Source organism: Pararhizobium sp. LjRoot238 (assembly GCF_964252955.1).
Classification (GTDB): Bacteria; Pseudomonadota; Alphaproteobacteria; order Rhizobiales; family Rhizobiaceae; genus Pararhizobium.
The window spans coordinates 769,592-786,641 of record NZ_CAXUPP020000001.1; the positions used below are offsets into that span (position 1 = coordinate 769,592).

Genomic DNA, 17,050 nt, shown 5'->3' on the forward strand with positions numbered 1-17,050 from the left:
AACCAGTAACGATGAAGATTGCAGAAACCTCGGTGGTTTTTAAAAGAACGGGAATAGGTCCGCGCTCTCCAATCTCCCCCCTTGAGGGGGAGATGTCGGCATAGCCGACAGAGGGGGGTTCCCTTGCTCTGTGCTTCCCTGCCATAACGCAACAATGTTCACGCTTCAGCGCATCGAAACCCACACGCAGGAAATCAAGAAAAGCCGTTTCCTGGCCATCTGCGGCCCCGTCGCGAACGAGGACGAGGCCAGGGATTTCATCACGCGGCATTCCGACCCCACAGCAACCCACAATTGCTGGGCCTTCCGCATCGGCCAGACCTATCGCTTCAACGATGCCGGCGAGCCGAGCGGTACGGCCGGAAAGCCGATCCTGCAGGCGATCGACGGCCAGTCGCTCGATCACGTCGCAGCCCTCGTTGTCCGCTGGTTCGGCGGCACCCTGCTCGGCAGCGGCGGTCTGATCCGCGCCTATGGCGGCACAGCGGCCATGTGCCTGCGCGCTGCGGAAAAAACCGAGGTGATCGCGACCACCGGCGGCACCGTCGCTTGCGAGTTTTCCGATCTGGCTCTTATCAAGGCCAGGCTTATCGGTTTGGGCGTGGCAATCACTTCGGAGACTTTTACCGGCACGGGCGCAGAGCTTGCGTTGCAGATCCCCAAAAACAGCTGCCGGGCCGCTTCGGCCATTATCCTCGACCTCAGCCGCGGCAGGACAGCTCTCAAATTGGAAGACTGACTTATAGTTTCGCGGGAAAGTCTTATAACGCGTTGAAAACAAGTACGATTTTTCGCCAAATCGCGCCCTTCCCGAAAGATTGTGTGCTGGTCACCCTGTCATATTCGGAATAGAAACGGCAGGTAAACAAGGTTTCCCGACCGGATTTGGCCGGGATTGGAGGGCGCGCTGCCGCCCGGCGAGGAACCACACATGAAAAACAGAATCCTGGGGCGCACCGGCGCCACTATTTCCGAAATCGGCTTCGGCGCGTGGCAGATCGGCGGCGCCTGGGGGGATGTTTCCGAGGAAGACGGCAAGCGGGCGCTGAATGCCGCGCTCGACGCCGGCGTCACCTTCATCGACACGGCGGACGTCTATGGTGACGGCCGCTCGGAAAAGATCATTGCCTCGGTTCTCAAGGAACGCGGCGGGAACAGGCCCTTTGTCGCGACCAAAGCCGGCCGCCGGCTGAACCCACATGTCGCCGATGGTTATACCGGCGCCAATATCGAGGCCTTCATCGACCGGAGCCTCACCAATCTCGGCGTCGAGACGCTTGATCTCGTCCAGCTCCATTGCCCGCCGACGGAAGTTTTCTACCGGCCGGAGATGTTCGGGGCGCTGGACCAGCTCGTCGTCAAGGGCAAGATCCGCAACTACGGCGTCTCGGTCTCCACCGTCGAGGAAGCGCTGAAGGCGATCGAATATCCGGGTGTTGCGACGATCCAGATCATCTACAACATCTTCCGCCAGCGCCCGCATGACCTGTTCTTCGAACAGGCGCAGAAGAGGAACGTCGGCATCATCGTCCGCGTACCGCTGGCCTCCGGCCTCCTGTCCGGCAAGATCACCGCCGATACCACGTTCGCCGATGACGACCATCGCAAGTTCAACCGCCACGGCGAGTTCTTCGATGTCGGCGAGACCTTCGCCGGCGTGCCGCTCGAGGTGGCGCTGGAGGCTGTCGAGCAGGTGCGGCCGCTGGTGCCGCGGGGTGTTTCCATGGCGCAGTTCGCGCTGGCCTGGATCCTCCAGAGCCCCGCCGTCTCCGTCGTCATCCCCGGCGCGCGCAACGAAGTGCAGGCGCAGGCCAATGCGGCCGCCAGCGACGTTCCGACGATCCCCGAGGAAACGCTGGCGGAACTCGCCGATATCTATGAGCGTTTGATCAAGGTTCACGTTCACCAGAAATGGTGACGAACAGGGCCGCGCCGGACTTTCGGCGCGGCCTTGCCAGGATGTTCGGAGGTGCCGCGTATGAACGATCCGTATCATCTCTCCCGCTTCGTCGAGGCGCAGGAGCCGGTCTATGAGACGGCCCTTCGCGAGTTGGAACATGGCCGCAAGGAGAGCCACTGGATGTGGTTCATCTTCCCGCAGATCGCCGGCCTCGGCCATTCGCCGACGGCGCTGCGGTTTGCCATTTCCTCGCTGGACGAAGCCCGCGCCTATCTGGCGCATCCGCTGCTCGGCAGCCGTCTCATTCAATGCACGCGCACGATCAACGCCGTGCGCAATCGCACGGCGCATCAGATCTTCGGCTCGCCCGACGACATGAAGCTGCACTCGTCGATGACGCTGTTTCGGGAAGCGGCAAACGATCCCTCGCCCTTCAAGGCCGCGATCGACCGCTACTTCGACGGTAAAGCCGACCAGCGGACGCTCGACATTCTCGCAAGCCCCTGAGCCGCGGAAGACACAAGGTAGAGGAGGAGAAGCGATGCCACTCAAGGGAAAGGTAGCGCTGGTCGCCGGCGCGACACGCGGCGGCGGACGCGGCATTGCGGTGGAACTCGGGGCGGCGGGCGCAACCGTCTACGTTACGGGGCGCACGACACGGACACAGCAATCGGAGTATTGCCGACCCGAGACGATCGAGGAAACCGCCGAACTGGTGACTGCGGCAGGCGGCGAGGGCATAGCGGTCCAGGTGGATCACCTCGACGCCGGCGCGGTCAAACGGCTCGTCGAGCGCATCAGAAGCGAACAGGCGCGCCTGGACATTCTCGTCAACGACATCTGGGGCGGCGAAAATCTGTTCGAATGGAACAAGCCTGTCTGGGACCACAATCTCGAAAACGGCCTCAAGATGCTGCGCCTCGGCATCGACACCCATTTAATCACCGCCCATCACGCGCTGCCGCTGATGATCGAGCGCCCGGGCGGGCTGCTGGTCGAGGTGACGGACGGCACCGCCGAATACAATGCCAGCCACTACAGGCTTTCGCCCTTCTACGATCTCGCCAAGGTGGCGGCCAATCGCATGGCCTTCGCCCATGCCAGGGACCTTGAACCGCACGGCGCCACCGCCGTCTCCATCACGCCCGGCTGGATGCGCTCGGAGATGATGCTGGGACACTACAAGGTTAGCGAAGACAACTGGCGCGACGCAACGCAAATGCAGCCGCATTTCGTCATTTCCGAAACGCCCCGGTTCCTCGGCCGCGCCGTCGCCGCACTCGCCGCCGACCCTGACAAGCAGCGCTGGAACGGCCAGTCAGTCTCAAGCGGCGGGCTCGCTCAGATCTATGGCTTCACCGATCTCGACGGCTCACGCCCGGACTGCTGGCGCTATATGAATGAGGTGATGGACCCGGGCAAGCCGGCGGATGCCACGGGGTATCGGTGAGGCGGGGCCGCGACCGGCAGATGCGCGGCTCGGCGGGTCAAGTGGCATAGCGAAAGACAAGATCAAACGGACGCGAGATTGAGGCTGGTTTTGCGTCGTATTGAAGATGCTGTACCAAACGTCCGATGGTGAAAAAGAAATGGCGCACCCGAAGAGATTCGAACTCCTGACCCCCAGATTCGTAGTCTGGTGCTCTATCCAGCTGAGCTACGGGTGCGTGTCGCTGCGGTGATCACCGCTTGCGTGGCGATCCTCTAAAACGTCCAACCGGGGAATGCAAGCGAATTTCCGCAAAAAGATTTTTTTTTGCGCCGCAATATGACTATCGCCTTGAAAAGGCGGACAAATTCTCTTTGATGGCTGTCATCGCCTTGTCATTTTCGGCCGATCAGCGCGGGACGGCGCTCTTTCCGGTCAGGGCCGGGCCTTGGAGCGGAAGGCGTCGAGCGGCACTGGACGGTCGGGCAGTTCGATGCGGAAGAGCGTTCCCGGCGTCGGCTTTTCGACGAGCGCGATGGTCCCGCCATGGGCGAGCACGAGTTCGCGGGCGATCGCCAATCCGAGCCCCGTGCCGCCCGAGCGGGCCGAACCGCGGAAGGCCGCGAACAGGTTTTCGCGTGCCTTGGGCGGCATGCCAGGGCCGGTATCATCAACGGAAATACTGACGACGCTGCCGGTGCGCATCGCCGAGACGGTGATGGTGCGGGGGGAGCCGGCCTCGCCCGGATCGTTGATCAGCGCCTGCACGGCGTTGCGGCAGATATTGTGGACGACACGAAACAACTGCTCGCTGTCGGCATCGACCTGCAGGTCGTCCGGTACCTGGATGCGGAAATCGATACCGGCATTCGGGTCGATCGCCAGCATTTCGGCGACATCGCTGACCAGTGGCCTGAGCTTGACGAAACGCCGATGCGGCGCAGGCTCGGTCGTGCGGCCATACGAGAGTACCTCGGTCGTATAGCCGACGGCGCGGTCGATGGTGCGCAACAGCGTCGGGGCGAAGCGCTTGACGATCGGATCGTCGACATCGGCCAGCCGGTCCGAGATCAATTGCGCCGAGGAGAGGATGTTGCGCATGTCGTGGTTGATCTTCGACACGGCGAGGCCGAGATCGGCGAGGTTCTTCTGCTGCTTCAGGGTCTTCTGCAACTGCTGCTGCATCGCCGCCAGATGCTGGCCGGCGACCGAAAGCTCGTCTTCTCCCGGCGCCGGCTGCAGCACGCGGGCGGGATCGGCGGGGTCAGCGGAGAAATCCTGCATGTTGGCCGACATCCGGCGGATCGGCGCGATCATCAGACGGCGGATCGCCAGGAAAATCAGCATGGCGGTAAACAGCGAAATCGCAAGCGACAGGAAAAACACGTTGCGCGAATAGATCAGCATCGCCTTGCGCAGGCTCTGATCCTCCATCACCACCTCGATGATCGCGTCGCTGTCGCCGACCGGCCCGTAGATCCGCACCACCTTGTCACCGCCGAACAGCAGTGTGTCGAAGGCATCGCGGATAGCGGCGAGCGGCGTCATCGCCGCGACATCGTACTGAGCATCGACTTCCGGCGGCATGTCTTCGGCCGCGATCAGCCGCGATTCGTCCTTGCGCCTGAGCACGATCGCCTTGGTGCCGGTCGCCATCAGCGTTTCTTCCTGCAGCGGACGGGAGAGCTGCACATCCTGAAGGCCATCAACCACCACACCGGCCGCAGCCGCCGTATTGAGCCTGTCTTCCAGCCAGCGAATGCGCATATTGGCGACGGACGGCACGAAGATCAGCACTTCGGCGAGCATGACGAAAGACACCGTGAGGACCAGCAGCTTGCCGGAAAGCCCGTGAAAGAAGCCGGCCCGCCGCGGTGGCTTCTGCAAGGCTGTTGCCCCTGTCTTTTCTGCCGTCATGTTCTCACGCGATCCCGCCGCCTCAGCCAAGACGCCGCAGCAGCCGGATGACGGCCCGGACGAACGGCTTTCGTGTCAGGGGTGTATAATAGGCGATGACAGCGCGTTTTCCAATCTCCGTCATGGTCGGATAGGGTGCGATGGCACGCCCCAGATGCCGCAGCGACTGGCCGTTGGCGATGATCAGCGACCACATGTTGATCATCTCGGCAGCACCTGAGCCGACGATGCCGACGCCGAGGATTCTGCCGCGCCTTCCCACGATGACTTTGATCAGACCCGTCGTGGCGCGCTCCGCCTGGGCACGATCGTTCTCGGCAAACGGCCAGCGCAGGATTTCGACATGTCCATACCGCTTGCGCGCTTCTTCTTCACTCAAGCCAACGGCGGCGATTTCTGGATCGGTGAAGGTTACGCGGGGAATGATGTCGCGGTTTTCCCGCGCCGGCAGCCGGAACAGGATTTCCCGAAGCACCAGCGAGGCATGATAATTGGCGGCATGGGTGAATTGCAGCCCACCCGACGCGTCGCCGATCGCGTAGACGCGGCGATTGCCGGTGCGCAGGCTGGCATCCACCGCGATGCCCGTTGTCGTCTCGGCGATGCCGGCCGCATCGAGGCCAAGGCCTGCCGTGTCGGCCTTGCGTCCGGCGGCGAGAAGCAGGGCGCTGCCGTCGATGGTTCGGGCTCCCTCCTGCGTCTCGCACTGCAGCCGCACCCCCTGCCCGGCTTTTTCAACGGAGAGGACACGGCTGTTCTCAAGGATCGTAATTCCCTCGCCGCGCAGCCGGTCGAGTGCGACGCGCGTCAATTCCGCGTCTTCCTTTGCGAGCGCCCTTGCCGCTTCGATGACGGTAACCTTGGCACCCAGCCGGGAATGCGCCTGCGCCATCTCCAGCCCCACCGGCCCGGCCCCGATGATCAGGAGGTGATCCGGCAGGCGGGTAAGGTCGAACAGGGTTTCATTGGTCAGATAATCGATGGAGACGAGCCCCGGAATGGACGGAACCATGGCCGATGACCCGGTGGCGATGACGAAGCGGCGAGCCCGGATGGTAAAGCCGCCGGCCTCGATGGTGTCGCGATCGACGAACCGCGCCTCGGCCTCGATCACCTTGACCCCGAGGGCGGTGAACCGCTCGACCGAATCGTTCGGAGCGATCGCGTCGATCACAGAGCGCACATGGGCGTGCACCCTCTCAAAATCGATGGCTGGCTCACCGGCGAAAACCCCGAATTCAGCCGCCTTGCGCACGGCATGGGCATGTCGGCCCGCGGCAATCAGCGCCTTGGAGGGAACGCAGCCATAGTTCAGACAGTCGCCGCCCATGCGGCCGCGCTCGATCAGCACCACCGGCACGCCGAAGGCGGCGGCGCCGGCAGCAACCGACAGGCCCGCTGAGCCGCCGCCGATCACGCAGATGTCCGGTTGCAGAAGCTGTGTCACGCCGTCAGTCTTTCCCGCCACTTGCGGCCTCTTGCCGTTTCTCGCGGACAAACTGCACGACAAGCGGCAGCGCGGCAATGACGGCAAGCGCTGCAAAAGCAAATGTCAGTTGCGGCGTGAGAAAATCGGACAACGCCAATGCACGGCCCTCTTCGGCGGCCTCGCCTATGACCTGCTCGAAGCTCCGGCCAAGCCAGGCATAGGCGAACGTCGCGGGGATGATACCGACGAAGGTCGCAGCAGCGAACGTCCGCAAGCTGACGGGAAAAAAGGCCGGAGCGATATTGACCACGAAAAACGGAAAGACAGGCGCGAGACGTAGGATGAGCAGATAGCTGAAGGCGTTCCTGGTGAACCCTTGCGAAAAGCGAGCAAGAAACGGCCCGGCCCGACGCCGCAGGACATCGCCGAACACCGTGCGCGCGCCCGCAAAGAGCAGGCAGGAACCGATCGTCGCAGCCACCACGACGAGGGCGCCGCCAGCCAGCCAGCCGAAAAGGAAACCGGCAAAGATCGTCAACACCGACGCCGCCGGTATGGAAAGCGCGACGACGGTAACGTAGACCGCGAAAAACAGCGCTGCCGCCCTGATGGGGTGAAGTGCAACGAAACCCAGAAGCACCTGGCGCTGGTCGGCCAGCCAATCGAGCGAAACATAGCGGTGCCACCCCAATCCGTAAGCCGCGCCCAACCCGACAGCAAGCAGGACGAGCGGCAGGATGCGCGGCAAAACCGGCTGCGTATCGTCCGGTACCGCATTGTCCGCCGGCGGCGATGTCTCATGTTTCTCCACGTTCAAATGCTGTCTTCCCGCTGGCCGAAACTCATTCAATGAACAGCAGCTTTAGAAGGAAAGAGCGGCCGTAACCAATAACGAATGATCGCGGCAAAAAACGTCGCCGTGATCGAAACGTGGAAATGCAAAAATCCCGCGGCGATATCGGATCGCCGCGGGATTGCCGTTCAAGTTCTTTCCTGAAACCGGATCAGAATTCTTCCCAATTGTCCTTCGACGCCGCTGCACTCGCAGACGCACCGCCGAAGGCGCGGGCGACGGTGCCGAGCATCTTGCGAGCCGGCGAGGCAACCGGACGGGCAGTTTCCCGAACCGGTGCGACGACCCTGAGCGGCGGCGCATCGCTGAGTTTGAAGTGCGAGATCAGCCGGGCGAGGCTGTCGGTTTCGGCCGAGAGCTTGTGGGTCGCGGCATTGGCTTCCTCGACCATGGCGGCGTTCTGCTGCGTCACCTGGTCCATCTGGTTGACGGCGATGCTGACTTCGCTGAGCCCCGTCGACTGTTCGCGGGCGGCCGTGGCGATCGAGTGGATATGGTCGTTGATCTTCAAGACCCGCGTTTCGATCTGGCCGAGAACCTGGCCGGTCTCCTGCACAAGCTTGACGCCGGTTGCGACTTCCGAGCCGGATTTGGCAATCAGCCCCTTGATGTCCTTGGCGGCGCTGGCGGCGCGTTGGGCGAGTTCGCGAACCTCCTGTGCGACGACGGCAAAGCCCTTGCCCGCATCGCCGGCGCGCGCCGCCTCGACACCGGCATTGAGCGCGAGCAGGTTGGTTTGGAAGGCGATCTCGTCGATGACATTGGTGATCTGGCCGATTTCGCTGGAGGCCTGCTCGATGCGCCCCATGGCTTCGACCGCATTGCGCACGACTTCGCCGGATTGGGCAGCGCTCTGCTTGGCCTCGGTGACCATGACGGTCGCTTCCTGGGCGCGGTCCGTCGAGTTGCGAACAGCGACGGTGATCTCGTCGAGCGCCGCCGAGGTTTCTTCGAGCGAAGCAGCCTGCTGTTCGGTGCGCTTTGCCAGGTCGTCGGCGGCGGAACGCAGTTCGGTCGAGTTGCCGTTGATCGAGTCGGTGGTGGTGCGGATCTCGCGCAGCGTATTTTGCAGGGTGGACAGCGTATCGTTGACGTTCTGCTGCAGTTCAGCGAAGGCCCCGTGGAACGTGCCGTCCATGTGCTGCGTCAGGTCTCCGGCGGCGAGGCTGGCGATCACGCGGCGGGTCTCGTTGATGCCGCTATCGACACTGCCGACCAGTTCGTTGACGCTGGAGGCGAAACGATTGAGGTCGGTATTGCCATAGTCCTTGTTGATACGCTGGGTGAAATCACCGGCCGCGGCGGCGGCAACGACCACGGCGATGCTCGACTGCAGATCGGCGCTCTTTTCACGCAGCGCGGTTTCCTGGGCGTTGAGTTCGCGCACGGCAAGACCGTTGCGCTTGAAAACCTCGACGGCGCTCGCCATCTCGCCGATTTCGTCCTTGCGGCCGGCAAAAGGCACGTCCGTATCGAGATCGCCCTCGGCAAGCCGCTTCATCGTATCCGTCAGCTTGACGATCGGCTGGCTCAGTTCCTTGGTGCCGATATGGAAAGCAGTACCGAGACCGGCGACAAGACCGATGCCGGCCGTCAAAAGAACGATCAGGATCATCTGTTTTTCGATGGCGCTCAAGTCCGCCTGGATTTCCTCGAGCGCGGCGCGGTCTGTTTCCACGACGGCGTCGATCTCGGCCTGGAACGCCTTGCGGTTGGCGCGGTTGAGCTCGTTGTTGCCCTGCTCGTTGGCAGCCTGCGGCGACACTTCCTGGCTAAGCCGTGCCGTCTCCGTCCGGAAAGTGCGGAATTCGGCAGCACGCTTGACCACGGCCTCAAACGCTGGAAGCTGCTCCTGCGGCACCAGAGGCCGCCAATCGGTGAGAAGTGCATCGATCTTGCCGAGGTTCTTCATCAGGCCTTCGGCGAAGGACTTGGATTTTTCGACCGTCGGAGCCGCGTAGATGCCGCGCGATTCCATGACGACCGCAGTTACGAGGCGGTTCAGGCGTTCGCCGTTGAAGGCGCGATCCGAGGCGTTGTCGAACTGGACGAGCCTGGTGTTATATTGGGTGACCACAGTCAGCGCCATGCCCGTCACGGCCAGCGTGATCAGGCTCATCACGCCGACAATGAGATAGATCTTGCCTCGAATTTTCATGCGACGTGTCTCCTTGGAACCGGTACCAGCCCTAAAACAACAACGTAAGGGTTCATTTACATGCAGGGACACTAAGACAGGGGTGATTAATAAAACGCTTCCCGAACCAGTAGAATTCTAGGGGTTTCGTTTTAGTATTTTTTTTATGTTCTTACATTACGCTATTCCAATTTTCAATCCTTGGTTGAAACTTGCCGTGCGCCACGCACCACATTCCATGCGATCCGCAACGCCCTGAAACGCGCAAATCCCAGGCTTTTCCACGCCGGCAATTGACTTTCGCGCGTCTTTGCTCTTATAAGCCGCCCACGTCCGGACAGGTCCCCTTGCCCTGCGCAACGCCATGCCCGGAACGTAACGCTCCCTTGCTAAGAAGCAAACCCAAGAAGGGCCGCACACCGCGGTATTAAAATAAATGACGAAGCGTACCTATCAACCGTCCAAGCTTGTTCGCAAGCGCCGTCACGGCTTCCGTGCACGTATCGCCACCAAGGGTGGCCGCAAGGTTATCGTTGCCCGCCGGGCACGTGGCCGCAAGCGTCTGTCGGCTTAAGCCGATCGGGCCCGAAGAAAGAATGCGGGCACATGGCGTCAAATAATCAAAAATCGACTGTCGGGCGGCTGAAAAGCCGGCCGCAGTTTCTTGCTGTGCGCGAAGGAGAAAAACGGAAAGGCCCGTTGTTCCTTCTCGAGGTTCTTGATCGTGGCGAGCCGGAGAGCCCGCCGCGTTGCGGCTTCACCGTCACCAAGAAGCACGGCAATGCCGTGGAGCGCAACCGGATGCGCCGGCGCCTGAAAGAGGCGGTGCGGCTGTCTGTCGGGTTTGCAATGAAGCCCGGACACGACTATGTGATTGTCGCCAGGCGCGACCTCCTCAACGCTCCCTTCGAGCGGCTGGTGGGAGGGCTCCGCGAGCGGATCGAAAGCAAGCAAAAAATTCACGGCCGCGACCGGCCGGCTTCAGGAAAGAATGATGGAAAATAACCGCAATTACTTCGTGGCGATTGCCCTGTCGGTGCTCATCCTGATCGCCTGGCAGTTTCTCTACGTCAATCCCAAGATAGAGAAAGAGCGTGTTGCGGCGGAGCAGAGCCAGACGCAGGCCAGCCCGGCCACAACAGACCAGGCGGCAACAAGCCAGGCCCAGCCGACGGGCGGCGCCGTCCCCGGCGCTGTCGAAACCCGCGACCAGGCGATCGCCAAATCGGCCCGCGTGACCATCGACACGCCGGCGCTGAGCGGCTCGATCAACCTGACCGGCGCACGGTTCGACGACCTGAAGCTCAAGGAATATCACGAGACCGTCGACGACAAGAGCCCGTTGATCACACTCTTCAGCCCCGCCGATACGCCGGAAGGCTATTTCACAGAACTCGGCTACATCGGCAGCGAGGCGACCGGCACGGTTCCGGGCCCGACGACGGTCTGGAGGGTCAAAAGCGGCGACAAGCTGACGACCGCGACGCCGGTGGTGCTCACCTTCACCAACGACAAGGGTGTCGTCTTCGACCGCACCATCTCGATCGACGAACATTTCATGTTCCAGGTCACCGACGCCATCAACAATGGCAGCGGCGCTCCGGTCTCGCTTTCCTCCTATGGCCGCGTCACGCGGTTCAACAAGCCGACGACGCCGAGCGTCTACGTTCTTCATGAAGGCTTCATCGGCGTGATCGGTGAGCATGGCCTCAATGAAGTCGGCTATGGCAAGGTCGAGGACGAAGCGCCTCTCCAACCCGGCAAGGCAACCACCGGCTGGCTTGGCATCACCGACAAGTACTGGGCTGCCACGATCGTGCCGCCGCAGGCCACACCATACGAAGCAAAGTTCGCGCATTTCCCCGACGGCCGCCCGCGCTATCAGGCAGACTATAAGCAGGATGCGATCACGATCGCTCCTGGCCAGTCCACGGAACTCAAGAACCTCGTCTTCGCAGGCGCCAAGGAAGTCTCCGTTGTCCAGAGCTATTCAAAGGATGACAGTTGGTTCAGCTCGATCTTTTCGAGCTTCACGAACACCGATAAGACGAAGGCAGCGACCTACGCCATCCCGCAGTTTGACCTTCTGATCGACTGGGGCTGGTTTTACTTCATCACCAAACCGATGTTCATGCTGATGGACTTCTTCTTCCGTTATTTCGGAAACTTCGGCGTCGCCATCCTGATGACCACCATCGTCGTCAAGGGGCTGTTCTTCCCGCTCGCCAGCAAGCAGTACGCTTCGATGGCGAACATGAAGAAGGTTCAGCCGAAGATGGAGGAACTGAAGAAGAAGCACGGCGACGACCGCATGGCGCTGCAGCAGGCGATGATGCAGCTCTACAAGGACGAGAAAATCAACCCGATCGCCGGCTGCTGGCCGATCCTTCTGCAGATCCCGGTGTTCTTCGCGCTCTACAAGGTGATCTACGTCACCATTGAAATGCGCCACGCGCCGTTCTTCGGCTGGATCCAGGACCTTTCGGCGCCGGATCCGACCTCGCTGTTCAACCTGTTTGGCGTCCTGCCCTTCGACGTGCCGGCCGCGCTGATGATCGGCGTCTGGCCACTGATCATGGGCGTCACCATGTTCCTGCAGATGCGCATGAACCCGACGCCGCCGGATCCGACCCAGGCGATGCTCTTCACCTGGATGCCGCTGGTCTTCACCTTCATGCTGTCCAGCTTCCCCGCCGGCCTGGTCATCTACTGGGCCTGGAACAACACGCTGTCGATCGCTCAGCAGGCGGTCATCATGAAACGCCACGGCGTCAAGGTCGAACTGTTCGACAATCTCAAGGGGTTATTCGCGAGGAAGCCGAAACCGGCCGAATAGGCGGACATCGCTACGAATTGAAAAGCCCCGGACGCGCTGAACTGACCCCGTAAAATTGGACATCCACTTTCGGGGGTCAGTTCAGCGCATCCGGGGCTTTTTTCGTCTTTCGGCGGCGCAAAGAGCATCGTCACCTCAAGGTTTGCGACCTCTGCTCTTGCTGCGCTCCTCGGCACCGCCGAGACGGTGCTTGCGCCGCTCTGGGTCGCGGCCATCCACGGCGAGATCCCGAGCGTCAACACCATCCTTGGCGGAACGGTGGTGCTCTTACCTATCTCAGCGTCGAAATGTGGCGGCAGCGGCGCGCGCTCGATTGAAACAGAACCGCGAAAATCGCAAGTTTCCTTGACATGGCGGCGCAAAACCTCGAAGTCCTGAGCGAACCAAGGACAGGACCGCCATGACAGACATCAAGCCGCAGGACGACAAGCCCCTTTTCGGGCGGCCATGGATCTTCATTCGCGGCGTGCCGTCGATGAAGTTCCTGCCGCCGGAGGGTCCCTTCGAGATCGCCTTTGCCGGCCGCTCCAATGTCGGCAAGTCGTCGCTGATCAATGCGCTGGTCGGCCACAAGGGTCTCGCGCGCACCTCCAATACGCCGGGCCGCACCCAGGAACTCAACTATTTCGTGCCAGATGGCTTTTCCGGCGAAGCCGGGGACCTGCCGCCGATGGCGCTCGTCGATATGCCCGGCTACGGCTATGCGCAGGCGCCGAAGGAACATGTCGATGCCTGGACCAAGCTGGTCTTCGACTATCTGCGCGGCCGCTCGACGCTGAAGCGCGTCTACGTGCTGATCGACAGCCGCCATGGCCTCAAGAAAAACGACGAGGAAGTGCTCGCCCTGCTCGACAAGGCGGCGGTGTCTTACCAGATCGTGCTGACCAAGACCGACAAGATCAAGGAACCGGCGGTTCCAAGGCTGATTTCCGAAACGCTGGAAAAGATCAAAAAGAGGCCGGCGGCTTTCCCCGAGGTTCTCTCCACCTCGTCGGAAAAGGGCAACGGGCTCGAAGAGCTGCGCAGCGCCATCCGGACCGCAATCGCCTCTTAATCGGGGCAGTCACACTACCCCGACACCAAATGTGCCCTATCTCCCGGCGCGGGGTAGCCTTGCGGCCACCCGCGAGACGTCAAGCGTTGAGGGAGAAACGACATGTCTGATCTGATTGCCATCGGCTTCGACAACATGGACGAAGCCGACAAGGTGCTTCTGAAGCTGCACAAGCTGAAAAAGGAATATCTGGTCGATCTCGAGGACGCTGTCGTCGTCGTGCGTGACGAGGCCGGCAAGGTTCACCTGAAACAGAGCATGAACCTGACCGCGATCGGCGCAACCTCCGGCCTCTTGAGCGGTGCATTGTGGGGCGGGCTCGTCGGGCTTCTGTTCCTCAACCCGCTTGCAGGCTTTGCCATCGGCGGCGCGATCGGCGCAGGCACAGGCGCCCTCTCTGGCTCGCTTGCCGACTACGGCATCGATGACGACTTCATCAAGTCGCTCGGCGAAACCATTCCCAGCGACTCCTCGGCGCTTTTCGTGCTCGTGCGCAAGGTGCAGCCGGAAAAGGTGATGGCGGAATTTGCCGGGCTGCGCGGCAAGGTGATCAAGACCTCGCTCTCGCCGGAGCAGGAGACGAAGCTCCAGGAAGCGCTCTCCGGCACCCAGCCGCAATCGCCGACGCCGGGCACGTTCTAAGGCCGCTCAAGCCGCCGTCGCCGGCGTAAACGTCATCGCCATGCCGTTGATGCAGTGACGCATGCCGGTCGGCGGCGGGCCGTCGTCGAAGATATGGCCGAGATGCCCACCGCAGCGGCGGCAGTGGCACTCGGTGCGCGTCATGAACAGTGACGTGTCCTCGCGCGTGCCGATCGCATTGGGCAACGATTCCCAGAAGCTCGGCCAGCCCGTGCCGCTGTCATATTTCGCTTCCGAGGAATAGACCGGCAGGTCGCAGCCGGCGCAATGGAAGATGCCCTTGCGCTTCTCGGTGTTGAGCGCGCTGGTAAACGGCCGCTCGGTATCCTCATGGCGCAGTATCCGATACTGCTCGTCAGTCAGCATCGCCTTCCATTCCGCATCGGTTTTCGTCACTTCGAACGTTTCCGCAGCAACGCTTTTCGGCGTGAAAACGCGAAAGGCGGCGGCTGCCAAAACGGCGGTGCCGGAAAGAAGAAAAAAGCGGCGGCTCGTCATGGTCGTTCTCCCATTTGCCGGATGCGCCCAGCAATTCCTTGTGGTCAACCTAATGTTCCCGACCGCGGACTGCAAAACAAATACCGATCAATCCGGCGTGAGGAAGTGCTTGAATACGGATGCGAAAAGGCCACCGGCGAATGAAGCCGGTGGCCTTCAGGCCGGAAGGGACGTGGTCCGGCCCGGAGCCGAAAATGCAATCGAGATCGCATCCGGCTCCCAAGGCCGTGGCCCCGTCAGGACTTCGGCAGCAGCACCTTGTCGATCACGTGGATGACACCGTTCGACTGCTTGACGTCGGCGATGGTGACGGTCGCCACCCCGCCAGTCTCGTCCGTCAGCGTGATCTTGCCGCCATCGGCCTTGGCCTTCAGCACGCAGCCGCCGACCGTTTTCACATCATGCGTGCCGCCATCGTCCATCACCATCTTGTTGATGGCATCGGACATCGCATTGGCCGACACCACATGGCAGGTCAGCACCTTGGTCAGCATGTCCTTGTTTTCCGGCTTCAGGAGCGTATCCACCGTGCCGGCAGGCAGCGCGTCGAAAGCCGCATTGACCGGTGCAAACACCGTGAAGGGACCGGCGCCCTGGAGCGTTTCGACGAGGCCAGCAGCCTTGACGGCCGCAACCAGCGTCGTGTGATCTTTCGAATTCACCGCATTTTCGACGATATTCTTGTTGTCGTACATCGGAGCACCGCCGACCATCGGGTTTCCGGCATGGGCGGCAAAGGCGCCTGCAGCCAGTATCGAAGCAACGGTCACCGTGCGCAGCATGGACTTGAACATCTCTATTCCTTCCTATTGATCTCGCGGACCCGCCTTGCGGGTCTCTCCCAATTTTCTGGAGTTCATGTTCTCTGCGCAGAGGACAAAGCGAGTAACGGGAAATTTGAAAAAAGAGTTTCAGGAAAATCGAGAGATTTCCAACGGACTGAAATTAAAATGCTTTTTTAAAATATCGGCAGCGAAAATGAAAAATGCTGCGCAGCAGGGGCGCAGCATCTGGTCAGTGATAACTGACATACGATCAAACTGTCAGGGAAGCCGTGTCTTTCCAACAGCGACGACAGGTCCCGTCGCAGCGCCTGTCGGCGAGCCGCCGAACGGTTCGACACTGACGGCGAGCGTGACACCCTCGCCGAACTTCGCGCGCAGTTCCGGCGCGATGACGATCTCGCCCTCGCCCGTCTGCGGCAGGACGCCGAGTGATTTGGCGGGATTGTCGCCTTCGATCAGCCAGACTTCCAGCGACTTCGCCTCTGCCTGCCTGGCAGCAACCGGCGTCACCTTCAGCGCACCGGTGCCGGCGTCATACTGCGCCAGAAGATTGATCGCGGCGCTACCCTCGCCGGCAAGCTCGGCGACCAGCGGCCGTTTCTGGTCCGCGGGCTCGAGGATCCCCGACGCAACCGTGACAAAGGTGACGAAACCAGCAACGGACGCCAGCGACAAAATCCGCCAGAAAACCAGCGAGTTCCAGAATCCGCCGGCTGCGGCCTGCGGCTGCTCGACAAAGAGCCGGCGCTCGATCGCGGTGAAGACCTGCGGCGACGGCGGGAGCGGTTCATAGCTCTCATCGAAGGAAGAAAGATTGCTCTGCCAGTGCTTGACCATGGCCGCAAAAGCGCGGTCGAGGACCATGCGTGCCTCGACCTTTCGGCGGTCGTCGGCAGAGAGAACACCAAGCACATATTCGCCCGCGATCACCTGGTCGCGGCGGGAATCTCCGCTTTCGGGGTCCTGTGTGGTCATCGCTCCATGCACTCTCTCAGTTTCAAAAGGCTGCGGCGCAGCCATGTTCGCATCGTGTTCAGAGGAACGCCGAAAAGGCCGGCAAGTTCCTGGTAGCTCAGCCCTTCGACATAGGCCTTGCGCACCGCATCCGCGCGGTCTGCCTCAAGCTGGCCCATACAATTGTCGATTTTGCGGCCCTCTGCCTTGGTGATGGCGGATTTTTCAGGGTCAGGAGCAGAATCGGCCAAATCATAGGCCTCGTCAATCGTGTTTGCCACAGGCTTTCGCGCTCTCAACTGGTCGATTGCATGATTGCGTGCGATCGCCGAAAGCCAGGACATCGGATTGGTTTCGCCGGCGACATACCGGTCGGCACGCTGCCAGATCTTGATGTAGATTTCCTGCAGCGCTTCTTCCGCTTCAGCCCTGTCCCGCAAGATACGCACGCAAATGGCGAAAAGTTTCGGGCTGGTCTGGCGGTAGAGCGCCGTAAACGCCGCGCGGTCCTTCAGCGAAACCCGGCCGATCAGCGTGGAAATATCGTCAATGCCCATGAAAGCTTCCGGTCCTCGCCCCTGTGGCAGCGAAGATAGGGCAGAAATCCGGGGATAAA

General features: G+C 61.5%; 17 protein-coding genes and 1 tRNA gene. 9 read left to right on the forward strand and 9 right to left on the reverse strand.

The genetic code is table 11. From position 1 onward, the window contains the following. Positions 1 to 154: 154 nt before the first annotated feature. The 4 genes from ACSQ3F_RS03890 to ACSQ3F_RS03905 all read left to right on the forward strand — a co-directional run bounded on the left by ACSQ3F_RS03890 (position 155) and on the right by ACSQ3F_RS03905 (position 3,350). Positions 155 to 739, forward strand: coding sequence for an IMPACT family protein (locus ACSQ3F_RS03890; protein ID WP_436099016.1), 585 nt, complete (start codon positions 155 to 157; stop codon positions 737 to 739). A 192-nt stretch (positions 740 to 931) separates the two neighbouring features. After that, positions 932 to 1,918, forward strand: coding sequence for an aldo/keto reductase (locus ACSQ3F_RS03895; RefSeq protein WP_436099017.1), 987 nt, complete (start codon positions 932 to 934; stop codon positions 1,916 to 1,918). A 60-nt stretch (positions 1,919 to 1,978) separates the two neighbouring features. Beyond that, positions 1,979 to 2,407, forward strand: a complete 429-nt coding sequence (locus tag ACSQ3F_RS03900; RefSeq protein ID WP_436099018.1) for a DUF1810 domain-containing protein — start codon at positions 1,979 to 1,981, stop codon at positions 2,405 to 2,407. 34 nt (positions 2,408 to 2,441) lie between these two features. Continuing rightward, positions 2,442 to 3,350: an SDR family oxidoreductase gene (locus ACSQ3F_RS03905; RefSeq protein WP_436099019.1), complete on the forward strand. Its 909-nt coding sequence runs from the start codon at positions 2,442 to 2,444 to the stop codon at positions 3,348 to 3,350. 140 nt (positions 3,351 to 3,490) lie between these two features. On the opposite strand, the gene ACSQ3F_RS03910 is transcribed toward ACSQ3F_RS03905, so the two are convergent. The 5 genes from ACSQ3F_RS03910 to ACSQ3F_RS03930 form a co-directional block, all read right to left on the reverse strand. After that, positions 3,491 to 3,567: transfer RNA gene (locus ACSQ3F_RS03910), tRNA-Arg, on the reverse strand. Between the two features lie 197 nt (positions 3,568 to 3,764). Next, positions 3,765 to 5,246 (reverse strand): sensor histidine kinase, encoded by a 1,482-nt coding sequence (locus ACSQ3F_RS03915; RefSeq protein WP_436099020.1) that lies wholly within the window; start codon positions 5,244 to 5,246, stop codon positions 3,765 to 3,767. A 22-nt stretch (positions 5,247 to 5,268) separates the two neighbouring features. Beyond that, a complete protein-coding gene (locus ACSQ3F_RS03920) occupies positions 5,269 to 6,693 on the reverse strand; it encodes a dihydrolipoyl dehydrogenase family protein (RefSeq protein WP_436102029.1) in 1,425 nt (474 codons plus the stop codon). A 4-nt stretch (positions 6,694 to 6,697) separates the two neighbouring features. Further along, positions 6,698 to 7,423, reverse strand: coding sequence for a TVP38/TMEM64 family protein (locus tag ACSQ3F_RS03925; RefSeq protein ID WP_436102030.1), 726 nt, complete (start codon positions 7,421 to 7,423; stop codon positions 6,698 to 6,700). Between the two features lie 256 nt (positions 7,424 to 7,679). Further along, a complete protein-coding gene (locus ACSQ3F_RS03930; RefSeq protein ID WP_436099021.1) occupies positions 7,680 to 9,686 on the reverse strand; it encodes a methyl-accepting chemotaxis protein in 2,007 nt (668 codons plus the stop codon). Between the two features lie 415 nt (positions 9,687 to 10,101). On the opposite strand from ACSQ3F_RS03930, the gene rpmH reads away from it, so the two are divergent. The 5 genes from rpmH (at position 10,102) to ACSQ3F_RS03955 (ending at position 14,197) form a co-directional block, all read left to right on the forward strand. Next, positions 10,102 to 10,239, forward strand: coding sequence for a 50S ribosomal protein L34 (rpmH, locus tag ACSQ3F_RS03935; RefSeq protein ID WP_037104763.1), 138 nt, complete (start codon positions 10,102 to 10,104; stop codon positions 10,237 to 10,239). Positions 10,240 to 10,271: 32 nt separating this feature from the next. Next, a complete protein-coding gene (rnpA, locus tag ACSQ3F_RS03940; protein WP_436099022.1) occupies positions 10,272 to 10,670 on the forward strand; it encodes a ribonuclease P protein component in 399 nt (132 codons plus the stop codon). Further along, positions 10,660 to 12,501 carry a membrane protein insertase YidC gene (gene yidC, locus ACSQ3F_RS03945; protein ID WP_436099023.1) on the forward strand — a complete coding sequence of 614 codons (1,842 nt, stop codon included), beginning with the start codon at positions 10,660 to 10,662 and terminating at the stop codon, positions 12,499 to 12,501. The genes rnpA and yidC overlap by 11 nt, the downstream gene beginning before the upstream one ends. 400 nt (positions 12,502 to 12,901) lie before the next feature. After that, entirely contained in the window at positions 12,902 to 13,555 is a 654-nt protein-coding gene (yihA, locus tag ACSQ3F_RS03950) for a ribosome biogenesis GTP-binding protein YihA/YsxC (protein ID WP_436099024.1), read from the forward strand. Between the two features lie 102 nt (positions 13,556 to 13,657). Beyond that, positions 13,658 to 14,197 (forward strand): DUF1269 domain-containing protein, encoded by a 540-nt coding sequence (locus tag ACSQ3F_RS03955; protein ID WP_436099025.1) that lies wholly within the window; start codon positions 13,658 to 13,660, stop codon positions 14,195 to 14,197. Positions 14,198 to 14,203: 6 nt separating this feature from the next. On the opposite strand, the gene msrB is transcribed toward ACSQ3F_RS03955, so the two are convergent. The 4 genes from msrB to ACSQ3F_RS03975 all read right to left on the reverse strand — a co-directional run bounded on the left by msrB (position 14,204) and on the right by ACSQ3F_RS03975 (position 16,991). Further along, complete coding sequence (gene msrB, locus ACSQ3F_RS03960; protein WP_436099026.1) at positions 14,204 to 14,695, reverse strand: peptide-methionine (R)-S-oxide reductase MsrB; 492 nt, start codon at positions 14,693 to 14,695, stop codon at positions 14,204 to 14,206. A gap of 236 nt (positions 14,696 to 14,931) precedes the next feature. Continuing rightward, positions 14,932 to 15,489 (reverse strand): fasciclin domain-containing protein, encoded by a 558-nt coding sequence (locus ACSQ3F_RS03965; protein ID WP_436099027.1) that lies wholly within the window; start codon positions 15,487 to 15,489, stop codon positions 14,932 to 14,934. A 249-nt stretch (positions 15,490 to 15,738) separates the two neighbouring features. Continuing rightward, entirely contained in the window at positions 15,739 to 16,455 is a 717-nt protein-coding gene (locus tag ACSQ3F_RS03970; protein WP_436099028.1) for an anti-sigma factor, read from the reverse strand. Further along, positions 16,452 to 16,991, reverse strand: a complete 540-nt coding sequence (locus tag ACSQ3F_RS03975) for a sigma-70 family RNA polymerase sigma factor (RefSeq protein WP_436099029.1) — start codon at positions 16,989 to 16,991, stop codon at positions 16,452 to 16,454. Before ACSQ3F_RS03975 ends, ACSQ3F_RS03970 begins: the two co-directional genes overlap by 4 nt. Positions 16,992 to 17,050 lie beyond the last annotated feature (59 nt).

Bases quoted from the DNA above. Each gene is read 5' to 3' on its own strand.
- ACSQ3F_RS03905 (WP_436099019.1), top strand. From the start codon at position 2,442: ATGCCACTCAAGGGAAAGGTAGCGCTGGTCGCCGGCGCGACACGCGGC.
- ACSQ3F_RS03895 (WP_436099017.1), top strand. From the start codon at position 932: ATGAAAAACAGAATCCTGGGGCGCACCGGCGCCACTATTTCCGAAATC.
- msrB (WP_436099026.1), bottom strand. From the start codon at position 14,695: ATGACGAGCCGCCGCTTTTTTCTTCTTTCCGGCACCGCCGTTTTGGCA.
- ACSQ3F_RS03900 (WP_436099018.1), top strand. From the start codon at position 1,979: ATGAACGATCCGTATCATCTCTCCCGCTTCGTCGAGGCGCAGGAGCCG.
- ACSQ3F_RS03955 (WP_436099025.1), top strand. From the start codon at position 13,658: ATGTCTGATCTGATTGCCATCGGCTTCGACAACATGGACGAAGCCGAC.
- ACSQ3F_RS03915 (WP_436099020.1), bottom strand. From the start codon at position 5,246: ATGACGGCAGAAAAGACAGGGGCAACAGCCTTGCAGAAGCCACCGCGG.
- ACSQ3F_RS03965 (WP_436099027.1), bottom strand. From the start codon at position 15,489: ATGTTCAAGTCCATGCTGCGCACGGTGACCGTTGCTTCGATACTGGCT.
- ACSQ3F_RS03890 (WP_436099016.1), top strand. From the start codon at position 155: ATGTTCACGCTTCAGCGCATCGAAACCCACACGCAGGAAATCAAGAAA.
- yihA (WP_436099024.1), top strand. From the start codon at position 12,902: ATGACAGACATCAAGCCGCAGGACGACAAGCCCCTTTTCGGGCGGCCA.
- ACSQ3F_RS03970 (WP_436099028.1), bottom strand. From the start codon at position 16,455: ATGACCACACAGGACCCCGAAAGCGGAGATTCCCGCCGCGACCAGGTG.
- rpmH (WP_037104763.1), top strand. From the start codon at position 10,102: ATGACGAAGCGTACCTATCAACCGTCCAAGCTTGTTCGCAAGCGCCGT.
- ACSQ3F_RS03975 (WP_436099029.1), bottom strand. From the start codon at position 16,991: ATGGGCATTGACGATATTTCCACGCTGATCGGCCGGGTTTCGCTGAAG.
- yidC (WP_436099023.1), top strand. From the start codon at position 10,660: ATGGAAAATAACCGCAATTACTTCGTGGCGATTGCCCTGTCGGTGCTC.
- ACSQ3F_RS03930 (WP_436099021.1), bottom strand. From the start codon at position 9,686: ATGAAAATTCGAGGCAAGATCTATCTCATTGTCGGCGTGATGAGCCTG.
- rnpA (WP_436099022.1), top strand. From the start codon at position 10,272: ATGGCGTCAAATAATCAAAAATCGACTGTCGGGCGGCTGAAAAGCCGG.